We start from the raw sequence: 12,498 nt of genomic DNA, 5'->3' as shown, positions 1-12,498 counted from the left end.
GTTCCTGCCGAGGCGGCAGGAACATGGCTGTTGCTCTTGTCCGACTTTTTTGTTACACTGAAGTTGGAGGTGTTTGTTATGGAGTTTTGCAAAGAACCGGGCCGGATTTTTGCCACGGATGAAACGGGGAAACTGCTGGCAGAAGTAACCTTCCCGGAACAGGAGGGCATTGCTATCATCAACCATACCTTTGTGGACGGTTCTCTGCGGGGACAGGGGGTTGCCGGACAGCTTCTGCGCGCAGTGGCCGATACTCTACGCCAGGATGGCCGTAAGGCCAGGGCCACCTGTTCTTATGCCATACACTGGTTTGAGACTCATCCCGAGGATCAGGACTTGCTGGGGTAAAATCATCCACGCAGAAAGTTTATCCAAAAGTTCTTACGAAAGGATGATTCGAGATGAACCCTGTTGACTTGCAGACATCGGTGGCCGAAAAGATCAAGGCACTGTATGCCATCTCCCGGGAACTGGAGCAGCTTTTCCCCGGCAGGCACTACACGCCGGACGGCCACATGATCGGCAGCATCGGGGAAGCCCTGGCCGCCGGCTGGTATGGGCTGGAACTCTTCGAAGCCTCCGCCAAAACCCACGACGCCAAAGCCCCCGACGGACGCCTTGTGCAGATCAAGGCCACCCAGATTGACCGGGTGGCGCTGTCCAGCAAACCGAATTGGCTGCTTGTGCTGAAGATCCACCCCGACGGAACCTTTACCGAGGAATACAACGGGCCCGGCAAACTGGCCTGGGAGCACTGCGGGAAAAAGCAAACGAATGGTCAGCGTCCCATTACGCTGGCGACTCTTCACAAGCTGCAGGCGGAAGTCCCGATGGACCAGCGGCTGCGGCAATTCGTTTGAACGGAGTCGTGCTGCCCACAGGAAAGTTCACCCTTCTCAACGAATACATCCCAATAAAAAGAAAATGGCAGGTATCCTCAAAATGAGGATACCTGCCTGTTTTTTATTCTTCGGTAATCTCCAGCCGGGCCAGCGCATAGTCGATGCACATCTGCACAAGCTCATTGCGGGAACGGCCCGTTTTGGACGCTACGTCCTCCAGCTTCGCCAGCATGGTGTCGGGCAGCCGCACCGATACCACCGTGGACTTTCCTACCGCGGGTTTGCGCTGCGGCACAATAAATTTATCCTCCTGCGCCATCGTGTACCTCCCGAGCATTTTGTTGTAGTTATTATGGCGCACATTGGTGTATTATTTATATACTACAAATATGTAATACATAATGTAATTGAGGAGGATTTTCATGGACAAACGCACACAAACTTGCTGTTTCACCGGCCACCGTCATCTGCCTGCCGGGGAGGAGGAAGCCATCTGGAAGCGGGTGCAGGAACATCTGATTCCTCTGCTGGAGCAGGGTGTCCGCTATTTCGGGGTAGGCGGTGCGCTGGGGTTTGATACTTTGGTCGCGGAAAAACTGCTGGATCTGCGACGGCAGTATCCGCAAATCCGGGTGATCCTGGTGCTGCCGTTCCGCGGCTACCAAAGCCGCTGGACAGCGGCCCAGCAGGCCCGCGCTGCGCGGATTGAATCCCGGGTCGATAAGGTGGTCTACTGCTGCGACGCCCCCAGCCGTGAGGCCTTTCTGGCCCGTGACCGGCATCTGGTGGACGGCTCAGCCTACTGTATCGGTTACTGTACAAGAGCCACCGGTGGTACAGCGTATACACTGCGGTATGCGGAGAAGCAGGGATTGCAGATATGGAATGTAATAAAATCAATATAATGTGCATGGCCTAATATTGATGCGGCAACGATATCCAATACTATGATGAACCGGAGAAAAGTCACACATTCCAACAGAACTCCTAAAAAGCCTTTGTGTTTTGCATCCAATTCAATAAATAATAGTAATGCGTAATATTAGCTATCATTTGTTATCCATTTTTAAAAATGGTATAATCCAGTTAATTAATATAATAGAGATAGTATATTATCCCGTTCTGTTTTGAAAATTTCATGTACACATTGTGCACAATAATAGCCGACCATACTATCTTGAAATGTCTAACAATCATCACGAGAACGGAATAAGTGATGTTGCCTCTATATGTCATTTGATATCGTCTCTTTTAAACCCCTTGACGGTTAAGAGTAGCCACTTATATTTTGCCTAGGGTTGGATATGTCAATTATTGTACTTCTACTATGATATACTAATTATAGGATGCACTGTTGAATATTTAAGAAAGTTGGGGATAAAAAATGCCTGATAACTTATTGACTCTTATTGATACCGCCATAAACTATTTAAACGCAAATATGCCCACAAATAATTTTTGGGGTGCTCTTTTTGATTCTACGATTTTTAGTACTTTCGTTGGTGCAGCTATTTCGCTTGTGATAACTAGGTGTACTACCCATTGGGCGGAAAAGCAAACCGAGAAAAAACAAAAAATTGAAGAATATGAAAAGAAACTTAAAGACTTTTATAATCCTTTGTATTTCCTTATTGTAAAGAACACAAAGCTTTATGAAATATTCAAGGTAGATAAAAAGTATAAGAATAAGCGTACTTTACTTATTTTGCTTGACCAAAAAGATGTTCTCTCCGATGCAGACAAAAGCATTCTTGAAGAAATCATTGCAAACAATCACGAAATTCTACAACTCATCAATCAAAACGCCGGATATATCGAAGATGATATGATGGACGATTTTGTAGAACTTGCAAGACATTACGTGTTACTTGAAAAAGCATTCCAAAATAAATTGCCAAATCTCCCCGAGTATCGGGAACATACATACCCGAGGGATATCAACACGAAAATCAAAAATAAAGTTAAAGCTCTCCGTTCAGAAATAATGGATACTTCACCTAAAGAGAAAAAGGAAACCAATGAATCAAAATAACTACCAATATTGGAATACATTCTACTTGGTCGATAACACTATAAAAGAAAACGATCAGTATGACAATTGGTTGAACAGTTACAAGGCCTATTTCAAATCTGGCATATCTGTTTTAGATTTAGGATGTGGCACAGGTATAAATTTGCCCGCATTACTTGGGTTTGGCGCTAATGTAGTTGCGTCTGATTTTAGTGAAGCTGCAATTAAAATAATAAAAGACTCTTTTTCCGAAGAAAGGTTGAAACTTCTGTGCTTTGATATGAAAGATAGGTTTCCATTCATTGATAACACTTTTGATATCATTGTAGCAGACCTGTCGCTACACTATTTTGGAAATGAAGAAATGCAACATATTGTCGGAGAATTAAAAAGAGTTTTAAAGCAAAATGGAAAACTAATAGCACGCGTTCACTCAATAAATCAAGTTAGACCTTCCGAAAGTATTGAAATCGAACCCGGTTTGTACTATTGTGACGGATGCTGCAGAAAGTATTTTACTAAAGAAGAAATACAAACTTTATTCTCCTGCTGGACAATGATAAGCCTGAAAGAAAAAAATATACACCGATACGGTCAGGAAAAAAAGGTCTTTGAATTTTCCGCCACAAAGATTTCCAAATGATCTGAAGAATAACAATAAAAAGCTGAATCCTTATTGATGCTGCTTTTTTATTTGGTAGAATTTCAAACTCATCCTTTTGCTTGCAGACGGAATCCGAAATCTTCCCATAAAAACAAAAACTGATAAAATAGCTCTCGTGCTGCCCGATGTACAAAACCAGCACGGAAAGGAGATTCCATGAGCTATCTTATCAGTTTTTTCGTGTCTGTCATGGCCGATGTTACCGCGTACATAGTCAAAAAATGGATTGACAAGCACTGAGCCGTGACAAAATAAAAAAGGTCGCTGTACTGCAATACAGCGACCTTTTTTTGGTGCGGCCGGGGGGATTCGAACCTCTGGCCTTTGGAGTCGGAGTCCAACGCTCTATCCAGCTGAGCTACGACCGCACATGTATGAAAATCGTCGCTGGGACGAGATTCATCGTATAAAATTGTGAAAATCGGGTTGGTGGTCAATTCGTGGTCAGTCTACCGCGAGCCACCGGGTGATGCGCCTTCTTTTTTACGTTATGACGAGCAATTTCTTGTCGATTGCCTAACGTGCCACAGTTGTCGGAGTCCAACGCTCTATCCAGCTGAGCTACGACCGCACATGTATGAGGGGGCTGGAAACGGTCAGGCGGAACGTTCCCGGCGCCGGTAAGTTATATTATAGCAAAGGTCAAAGCAAAAAGCAATCAAAATTTGACGAAACTGGATGGCAAGGCATAAAACAGCTCCGGCTGGTCCAGAATTGTGAGAAAATCGGAATCCGGCGGCGGGGAAAAGTCACCGGCCCAAACAGGAGGTTTCGCAAATGACGGACAGCAATCGGATGGCAGGCAGGGCAGCGTTTGCAGAGGCTATGGGGGCGGGGTGCAGCGCCATTTGCTGGCCGGGCGGGGATGGGCGCAGGCTGTACGGGCGCAATCTGGACTTTGACCGGCTGGCCCGGGGCACCGGCATTCTCTATCTGCCGGGTGGACAGCATTACCGGTGCTGTCTCGACGAGAAGGACGCCCGCCCGGGGGAGGCAGTCTGCAGTCGGTATGCCCTTATGGGAATGGGGCTTATGCTTCCCGGCGGGACGGCGGCCCTCTACGACGGCATCAACGAAAAGGGGCTGATGGGGGCGCAGCTCTACTACCGGGGCTTTGCCCACTTCGATGCCCCGCCCGCCCATGGAGTACGGCTGCAGCCGCCCTTGCTGGTGACCCATCTGCTGTCCCAGTGCGCCACCGTGGAGGAGGCAGTGCGGTTTTTGCGGGAAAAGGTGACCCTCTGTGCCGTGCCGCTGATGGGCACTGTGCCGCCGCTGCACTGGATGTTCTCCGACCGGGGCGGGGAGGCGGTCGTTGTGGAACCGGACGCCGATGGGCTGCACATTTACCGCAACACCATGGGGGTCATGACCAACAGCCCCGGCTATCCCTGGCATCGCACCCATCTTTTGTGCTTTTCCGGCATTCAGGACACCGACCGGGGTGCCATGCGCTTCGGTCCCGAGGTGCTGGAGCCCTGCTTTTCGGGCAGCGGATGTGCGGGGCTGCCGGGAGACTGGAGTTCTCCCTCCCGGTTTGTGCGGCTGGCCTTTTGGCAGAAGTACGCCCGGCCCGGCGCCGACGAGGCCGCCGACGTGGGCAATCTCTTCCATGCCCTGCAGAGTGCGGCCTTCCCCCTGGGCATGGTGCGGGTGGAGCAGGCGCCTGCCGCGGACTACGACACCGACATCCGGCCCTTTGACTACACAGTGTACAGCGCCGTCATGTGCACCCAGTCCCTGCGCTACTACTGGACCAGCTACGAAAACCAGCGCATCCAGTGCGTCTCCCTGGAGGAACTGAGCCGGGGCGGCGTGGCACGCCGGTTTGCGCTGGACCGTGCGCCGGACGTTCTCATGCGGGGCCCGGAGGAGGGGGAGGCGCTGACCGAGTAAAAGGGCTTACAGCCGCAGGGAGGCGGCCACCTCCGGCCGGTAGGAGGCGTGGTAGGCGTCCAGAGCAGCCCGGCGCACCGCCTGCACCCGGTGCTTCCAGCGGGCATAGTCTCCGGTGTATTCCTCCCCGAAGACCCGGCGGGAGAGGTCGCCCACCACCCGCCAGGCTGCATAGGCGTGGGAGTTGGCAGGGGAGGTGCTGTCCGCCGAGAAGAGCATACCCCGGAAGCAGGCGATCCCCGAGGAGTAGATCAGCTCCGCCAGCTTGGCCCGGTATTCCAGCAGCACGCCGGAGGTCTCGCCGCAGCACTCCCGATCATAGATGTGCTGGGCCTCGTGCTTGAGAAAGGACACCTGAAAGGCCTCCGACTCCACGCCGCCCCGGTACCGGTGCAGCACGCAGTACAGGGTATCCCCGTCCTGCCAGCCGCCTGCCCCGATCTGCCCCAGGGACAGATAGTCCAGCCAGCCTTTGGCGATAAAATCACTGAGCAGGCAGACCTTGCAGGGCTGGATGCGGTCGGGCAGCTCTACCTGCGCCACCTGCTCTGTGGTGGTCTGCCAGATGTAGGGGCCAAAGTATCCCTGGGTCCGTCCGCCCAGATAGTGGACGCCTCTGGCTTCCAGAAGTTCCGCCAGTCGGCCTTCCGTCACCTCCATGGCCCGGGGGATGTCGTCGGGCAGGTCGGCGGGGGAGAGCCCGGCCAGAGGCACCAGGGCCGCCAGCAGGCGGGCGTCGCAGTCCGGCAGGGGAAGCTCCTGCCAGAACACCTCGTTATAATAGGTCTGGAACGTCCTGTCCAGCGCGGCGAGCAGCGGGTCCGCATCCCGGCAGAGCGGCCGGGGGTTGGTGAACCGCCGTCGGGTGCGCTGGATGAGCCCGGCGGCTTCAGGAAAGGGGGCGAGGTAATCCAGGGCCTGGTGCAGGCGGCCCTGAACCAGCAGACCTTTGTAGACGGAAGAATCGTACGGCATGGCGGCATACTCCTTGGATGAAATTTAACCTTGCAGAATACAGTATAAGAAAACCCCGCCGGAAGTGCAACCCGGCGGGGTTTTGACAGGAAGAATGCTGGTAAATTACGGAGCTACGGGCATGGCCCGGGAGGCGATGAGATCGGCGCCGGTGCCCAGCAGGTCGGGGATGATGACCTGCCCGGCTTCCACCGGGGCGGTCAGGCTGACTTTGGCGGCCTCCTCCATGGCGGCCAGGAGCAGGCCCTTGGGAATGGCCCTGTTGGTCCGCACCGGCAGGCGGCGGTGCATGCCTCCTGCTACCTTGACGGTGGTGGTCAGCACACGGGTGGGGTTCTGCAGCTCGGTGCGGCCGTACTCGGCGCCCCGGGGGCAGCTGTTGCCGGTGACGGCATAGCCGTTGTCCTCATCCACCGTCAGGCGGCAGCCGCGGGGACAGACAATGCAGACAAGTTCTTTCATTGCGGCACCTCCTCAATGCGGATGGTCAGCGGGGACGAAGCGCTTTGCAGCGCGGCGGCGGGCAGGGCAATATGCTCCATCTCGCCGGGGGCCAGGTGACCCCGTTTGAAGCGGGCGGTCTCCTTGCCGTCGGCGTCCTCCACCACAATGGCCGCGGCCTTGGTGACCCGGTTGACCCGGAAAAAGACCTCGGCGGTGCGGGCCTGGGTCCCCAGGCGAATCTGCTGGGGCACAGTGTAGGTGACGCCCTCCCCGTTTTTCAGGGCGATGATGTGGTCGGCGGGCTCCTCCTGGCCGGCCTGGACGTAGGCGGCAGCCGCGGCACCGGCCCGCTCGCTCTCGGCGGAGACGTAGTCCACCAGGTCATGGACGTGCAGCACGTTGCCACAGGCGAAAATGCCGGGAATGCTGGTCTCCATGTTCTCGTAGACCTGAGCGCCGCTGGTGCGGGGGTCCATGGCAATGCCGGCACCCTTGGTCAGCTCGTTCTCGGGGATGAGGCCGACGCTGAGAAGCACGGTGTCGCAGTCAAAGACCATCTCGGTGCCGGGAATGGGGCAGCGGTCGGGGCCCACCTCACTCACCGTCACCTGCTCCACCCGGTTATGGCCCCGGATGTCGGTGATGGTGTGGGAGAGATACAGGGGAATGTCGTAGTCCTGGAGGCACTGGACGATATTGCGGGTCAGACCGCTGGAATAGGGCATGAGCTCCACGCAGGCCAGCACCTTGGCGCCTTCCAGCGTCATGCGGCGGGCCATGATGAGGCCGATGTCGCCCGAACCCAGGATGACCACCCGGCGGCCCACCATATAGCCCTCAATGTTCAGGTAGCGCTGGGCTGCTCCCGCTGTGAAGATGCCTGCGGGGCGCTCGCCGGGAATGGAGATGGCACCCCGGGTGCGCTCCCGGCAGCCCATGGCCAGAATCACGGCCCGGGTCTCCAGCACCTGGTAGCCCTCCTGGCCGTTGATGGCGTGGACCTGATGGGGTGCACCGTCCCTGCCGGGGACGATCTGCAGGGCCATGGTGTCCAGCTGGACCTGCACGCCGGTCTTTTGCAGCATGGTGATGAACCGCCCGGCGTACTCGGGGCCGGTGAGCTCTTCCTTGAAGCGCTGCAGGCCGAAGCCGTTGTGAATGCACTGGTTGAGAATGCCCCCCAGCTCCCGGTCACGCTCGATGACCAGAATCCGGCGCAGGCCCGCGTCCCAGGCTCTGCAGGCGGCGGCAAGGCCCGCAGGTCCGCCGCCAATGACGATCAGTTCATACATTGCCTGCATCCTCCTTTGCCTGTTTGGTCTCGCAGGCCAGCAGCCAGCTGCCTTCCTGCTCCATGCAGATCTGGGTGGGCGGAATGCCCAGCTCCCGGGAGATGATCTCCTGGACCCGGGGCCCGCAGAAGCCGCCCTGGCAGCGGCCCATGCCTGCATTGCACCGCCGCTTGACGCCGTTGACGGTGCAGGCGGGGACCGGCCCGTGCAGCGCCGCCACGATCTCCGCCTCGGTGATGGTCTCGCAGCGGCAGATCACCCGGCCGTAGCGGGGATCTTTGGCGACGAGGGCGTTTTTCTCCTCCGGGGGGAGATGGCGGAAGCGCACCACATGGCGCTCGTCCCGGAAATCGGGGTTTTCCTCCAGGGTGAGCCCCGCCTGGGCGGCCAGCTCCACCGCCCGCTTGCCGATGGCCGGGGCCGAGGACAGGCCGGGGGATTTGATGCCCGCCAGGTCGATGAAGCCGGGATAGTTGGGGCTTGCGGCAATGAGGAAGTCCCCCTGGTCAGTGTTGGCACGGATGCCGCTGAAATTGCGGATATTCTGCCGGAAGTTGATGCCCGGTACACTCTTGAGGGCCCGGGAGCGGACAAAGTCGAGGCCGTCGGCGGTGTTGCCCACATCCAGGCGGTCGGTGACCGGCTCGGCGTTGGGCCCGGCGATGAGGTTGCCGTGGACGGTGGGGGAAACCAGCACGCCCTTGCCCTCGGGGCCGGGGCACTGGAAGATCACATGGTCCACCAGACTGCCCTCGCTCTTGTCGAAGAGGTAGTACTCGCCCCGGTTGGGGGTCATCTTCCAGTTGACCGGTTCCAGCAGTTCATGGACGCGGTCGGCCTCCACACCCGCCGCATTGATGACGCAGCGGGCCTCAAAGCTGCCCTTGGGGGTGGTGAGGCGGAAGCCTCCCTCCGGCAGAGCGTCGATGGCGGTGACCGGGCAGCTGCGGTGAAGCTCCACTCCGTTTTGCACGGCGGTCTCGATCATGGCCAGGGCAAAGCCCCAGGGGTCGATGATGCCGGCGGTGGGGGCCAGCAGCGCCCCGCAGACTTCCGCAGAAAGATTCGGCTCCAGGGCGTGGGCTTCCTCTCCGGAAAGCAGGCGCAGCTGGGGCACGCCGTTGGCTACCCCCCGCTGATACAGCTTTTCCAGCATGGCCTGGTCCTCCGGGGTGAAGGCAACCACCAGTGAGCCGCACCGCCGGAAGGGAACATCCAGCTTCCGGCAGATCTCGGCGGTCATGCGGTTGCCCTCCACGTTGAGGGCGGCCATGAGGGTGCCGGGTTCGGGGTCGTAGCCCGCGTGGATGATGGCGCTGTTGGCTTTGGTGGTGCCGTTGGCCACATCGTTGCAGGCTTCCAGCACGGCGGTACGCAGACGGTAGCGCGCCAGCCGGTAGGCGGTGGCGGCGCCCACGACGCCGCAGCCGATGACAATGATGTCATACATAACAGTGAAGCCTCCCTTTTGTCAGGGTGAAAGGTGCCGGACGCCGCCCCGTTTCCGGGGCGGCGCGGCAGGAACATTACAGCTGGGTGAGGGTGTTGGTGCAGCTCATGGTGGTGACCAGCAATGCCATGAGGATGCCGGCCAGGTAGGGGTTGCGGGTCCGCTTGTAGAGAATGCGGGAGACCACTGCCGCCACCGGCAGGATGACGATGATGGGGTACAGCCAGATGCCGATGATGCTGCCGCCGAACCAGGGCACGAACTCACTGGGCAGGTGACCGGTGATGAAGAAGCAGGAGTACATGACGATGACCATGACCACCGGGGCCAGGGCGTTGAACACTGCCATGACGGTGGTGTTGACCCAGGGCTTCTTGCCCATCTCGAAGTAGCTGTAGCAGTTGATGGAGATGCTGTTGCAGATATAGTATACGAGGAAGAAAGGCAGATACATCAGGATGATGGGCAGCTTGTCGGCGGTGAAGGCCTTGAGGGGCAGCACCCACAGACGGAAGTCGGTCTTGAAGAAGTAGTCCGCCAGGAAGACCAGACCATAGGAGGCGACTGCCACGATGAGGGCCAGCAGGATGGTCAGGCCCAGCTTGGGCAGGGAGATCCTGACGCCGGTGAGGGCGGCATCCCGCTTGCCGGTGATGCGGTTGCCGATGGCGATGAGCACCAGAGTGAAGAGACCGCACAAAAGGCTCCACATGCCGATGAAATAGACGGGAGACTGGGGGAAGAAGGAGGGCATGGACCCGCCGATGATGGAGTAGCCGATCATGTAGACCACAAAGGAGAAGACGGCGGCGATGAGGTTGCTGGCCCAGAACCAGCTCTTGCCGCGGCCGGTGAGGGCGGGCGCCGGTGCCACCAGCTCGGGAGCCTTGAGGGAGGCGAAGGGTTTGGTGCCCACCAGGACCAGGGCCAGGCTGACGGCGAACATCATGAAGCCCACCAGGCCGATGGCGTTGAAGAAGACCTTGAACTGCCAGATCTGGTTGTTGCCGTCGATGGAGACGGGGGCGCCCAGGGCGGCGTCAAAGAAGCCGATGCTGGAGGCCACCACGCCCTTGGAGAAGTGCGCCCAGGGATGGGTGATGGCGGGGTTGAAGATGACACGGATGGCTTCCTGGCCGTCGATGTCCTGGGTGTACATGGTGTAGCTGGAGCGTTCCTCCTGACCGGCGGGGTCCTGACCGAAGTAGAGGAAGGACTGGGCCGTGGCCTGATGGATGTAATCCCGCGGGGCGGAACGGCTGCCGTCCTCCTGCTTGACGCGGTGGAAGAACTCGTCGTACTGGCAGGCAACGATACCGGCGTCACGGCTGCCGAACATGTTGTAGTAGCTGCCGTTTTCATCGGTGTAGACGGCGTCGTTGGAGACCAGCAGCGCCGCGGCGATGAGCTGGGTGTCGGCCTTGTTGTCCAGCAGCACGGCGGTGCGGCTGGCCAGGGCGCCGTTGGAGTGGCCGGTGACGCCGATGCGGCTGGCATCCACAAAGGGAAGCTGGGCCATCATCTTGACGGCGTCATACATGCCGTTGGCGTTGTTGGCGTCGTCCCACCAGGTGCCGTTGGGCAGGTTGTCCGAGTTGCCGTGGCCGTACATGTCGATGGACAGCACCACAAAGCCCCGGCGGGCATATTCCACATAGTTCAGGTCCTGCATCTCACGGTTGTTGTACCAGCCGTGGCTGCAGACGATGGCCGGGGCGGGATTTTCCGCCGTGGCGTTGTCGGGAATCAGAAGAAGGGCGCTCATCTGGTGGCCGCTGGATGTCTCAAACCGCAGATCCTTGATGGTGACCTTGCCGAAGTTGGTCTGCACCACACTGGCGCCGATGCAGCTGATCAGGCAGATGACCAGGGCGATGCACAGCCAGAACTTTGCCGTGCGCTTTTTTGGGGTTGCATTCATGTGTGATTCCTTCCTTTCTTTTTGGAGATTCGCTCCGGACAAGTTCTGCACCGAATGCCGTTCGGACCGCGCCTGTCTGCAGTCTGAAGCCGCGGCAGCTGCGTAAACAGGCGTAAAAAAAGCGCAAAGGCACCCATCTGCCTTTACGCCCGCACTCGATACTCCAGAGCATATCGTTCGGCTATCATGCTACCACTATGCACAGAAATTGTCAACGATATAGACAAAAACTGTTATTGTGTCCAAAACAGGAGGCCTGGATTCGTTAAAACACAGAATTTACACTTCAGGGCTTTACTTTTGGCAAGAGCTTTGCCATAATGAAAATCGTTCAGAGAGTAGCGAGCGGGACGGACTGTGGGTTCGGCCCGCTTTGTTTTATCAAAAGGGTGTGGAAATCACGAATCAGCTGCAGCATGAGCAGGCCTGCCATCGCCTGCTGGACAGCCCGGTCATCGCCGCCGTCAAGGACGACGCCGGACTGGATGCCGCCCTCCAGAGTGAGTGCGGCGCTATCTTTCTTCTGTACGGCAGTGCCGCCGGCGTCTGCGCACAGGTGGAAAAGGTCCGCCGGGCAGGCAAGCTGGCCATTGTACATATCGATCTCATCGACGGACTGTCCGGCCGGGAAGCCGCTGTGGATGCCCTGGAGGTACTCTGCCATCCCGACGGCATCATCTCCACCAAGCCGGTGGTGGTGCGCCGGGCGCGTCACCGGGGACTTCTCACGGTGCAGAGGGCCTTTCTCCTCGACTCGCTGTCGCTGGAAAACCTCCCCGCTCAGCTGGGGGTGGGCAAGCCGGACTTTATTGAGGTGCTGCCCGGCATCATTCCCCGGGTTATCGCCCGCATCACCGCATGTACCGAGACCCCGGTCATCGCGGGCGGGCTCATCAAATACAAGGACGAAGTTATGGCAGCCATGGGCGCGGGTGCCGCGGCGGTATCCAGCAGCAGCCCGGCCGTATGGGCCATGTGAGTGCAATACATCCAAAAGGGAGGC

General features: G+C 57.6%; 13 protein-coding genes and 1 tRNA gene. 7 read left to right on the top strand and 7 right to left on the bottom strand.

Translation table 11 applies throughout. The annotated features are described in order from the left end of the window. The first annotated feature begins 78 nt into the window (after positions 1 to 78). Together INF35_RS07750 and INF35_RS07745 are read left to right on the top strand one after the other, a co-directional pair. Positions 79 to 348 (top strand): GNAT family N-acetyltransferase, encoded by a 270-nt coding sequence (locus INF35_RS07750; RefSeq protein WP_193501207.1) that lies wholly within the window; start codon positions 79 to 81, stop codon positions 346 to 348. Positions 349 to 401: 53 nt separating this feature from the next. After that, positions 402 to 860 carry a DUF6998 domain-containing protein gene (locus INF35_RS07745; RefSeq protein WP_193501205.1) on the top strand — a complete coding sequence of 153 codons (459 nt, stop codon included), beginning with the start codon at positions 402 to 404 and terminating at the stop codon, positions 858 to 860. Between the two features lie 103 nt (positions 861 to 963). On the opposite strand, the gene INF35_RS07740 is transcribed toward INF35_RS07745, so the two are convergent. Further along, on the bottom strand, positions 964 to 1,161 hold the full coding sequence (locus tag INF35_RS07740; RefSeq protein ID WP_193501203.1) for a ribbon-helix-helix protein, CopG family: 198 nt from the start codon (positions 1,159 to 1,161) through the stop codon (positions 964 to 966). A gap of 103 nt (positions 1,162 to 1,264) precedes the next feature. On the opposite strand from INF35_RS07740, the gene INF35_RS07735 reads away from it, so the two are divergent. From INF35_RS07735 to INF35_RS07725, 3 genes are all read left to right on the top strand, one after another. Further along, positions 1,265 to 1,747, top strand: a complete 483-nt coding sequence (locus INF35_RS07735; RefSeq protein WP_193501200.1) for an SLOG family protein — start codon at positions 1,265 to 1,267, stop codon at positions 1,745 to 1,747. 479 nt (positions 1,748 to 2,226) lie between these two features. Then, complete coding sequence (locus tag INF35_RS07730) at positions 2,227 to 2,874, top strand: hypothetical protein (RefSeq protein WP_193501198.1); 648 nt, start codon at positions 2,227 to 2,229, stop codon at positions 2,872 to 2,874. Further along, positions 2,861 to 3,496: a class I SAM-dependent methyltransferase gene (locus INF35_RS07725; RefSeq protein ID WP_193501196.1), complete on the top strand. Its 636-nt coding sequence runs from the start codon at positions 2,861 to 2,863 to the stop codon at positions 3,494 to 3,496. The genes INF35_RS07730 and INF35_RS07725 overlap by 14 nt, the downstream gene beginning before the upstream one ends. A gap of 312 nt (positions 3,497 to 3,808) precedes the next feature. Here the strand turns inward: INF35_RS07725 and INF35_RS07720 are convergent. Then, a tRNA-Arg gene (locus INF35_RS07720) sits at positions 3,809 to 3,885 on the bottom strand. 409 nt (positions 3,886 to 4,294) lie between these two features. On the opposite strand from INF35_RS07720, the gene INF35_RS07715 reads away from it, so the two are divergent. Then, a complete protein-coding gene (locus INF35_RS07715) occupies positions 4,295 to 5,413 on the top strand; it encodes a linear amide C-N hydrolase (protein ID WP_235983158.1) in 1,119 nt (372 codons plus the stop codon). A 6-nt stretch (positions 5,414 to 5,419) separates the two neighbouring features. Here the strand turns inward: INF35_RS07715 and INF35_RS07710 are convergent, their stop codons facing one another. From INF35_RS07710 to INF35_RS07690, 5 genes are all read right to left on the bottom strand, one after another. Beyond that, positions 5,420 to 6,388, bottom strand: a complete 969-nt coding sequence (locus INF35_RS07710; protein WP_193501194.1) for a hypothetical protein — start codon at positions 6,386 to 6,388, stop codon at positions 5,420 to 5,422. A 105-nt stretch (positions 6,389 to 6,493) separates the two neighbouring features. Then, a complete protein-coding gene (locus INF35_RS07705; protein WP_193501192.1) occupies positions 6,494 to 6,850 on the bottom strand; it encodes a DUF1667 domain-containing protein in 357 nt (118 codons plus the stop codon). Beyond that, the gene (locus INF35_RS07700; protein ID WP_193501190.1) at positions 6,847 to 8,124 is read right to left on the bottom strand and encodes an NAD(P)/FAD-dependent oxidoreductase; all 1,278 of its coding nucleotides are present in this window, start codon (positions 8,122 to 8,124) and stop codon (positions 6,847 to 6,849) included. Before INF35_RS07700 ends, INF35_RS07705 begins: the two co-directional genes overlap by 4 nt. Next, on the bottom strand, positions 8,117 to 9,574 hold the full coding sequence (locus tag INF35_RS07695) for an NAD(P)/FAD-dependent oxidoreductase (protein ID WP_193501188.1): 1,458 nt from the start codon (positions 9,572 to 9,574) through the stop codon (positions 8,117 to 8,119). Before INF35_RS07695 ends, INF35_RS07700 begins: the two co-directional genes overlap by 8 nt. A 76-nt stretch (positions 9,575 to 9,650) precedes the next feature. After that, entirely contained in the window at positions 9,651 to 11,495 is a 1,845-nt protein-coding gene (locus tag INF35_RS07690; protein ID WP_193501186.1) for an alpha/beta hydrolase, read from the bottom strand. A gap of 391 nt (positions 11,496 to 11,886) precedes the next feature. On the opposite strand from INF35_RS07690, the gene INF35_RS07685 reads away from it, so the two are divergent. Next, positions 11,887 to 12,474, top strand: coding sequence for a glycerol-3-phosphate responsive antiterminator (locus tag INF35_RS07685; RefSeq protein ID WP_328740579.1), 588 nt, complete (start codon positions 11,887 to 11,889; stop codon positions 12,472 to 12,474). The last annotated feature ends 24 nt before the right edge of the window (positions 12,475 to 12,498 follow it).

The sequence above is a fragment of the Gemmiger gallinarum genome (genome assembly GCF_014982805.1).
GTDB lineage: Bacteria > Bacillota > Clostridia > Oscillospirales > Ruminococcaceae > Gemmiger > Gemmiger gallinarum.
Note: the sequence above shows the minus strand (reverse complement) of the source record. Positions and strands in the feature narration are given on the sequence as shown.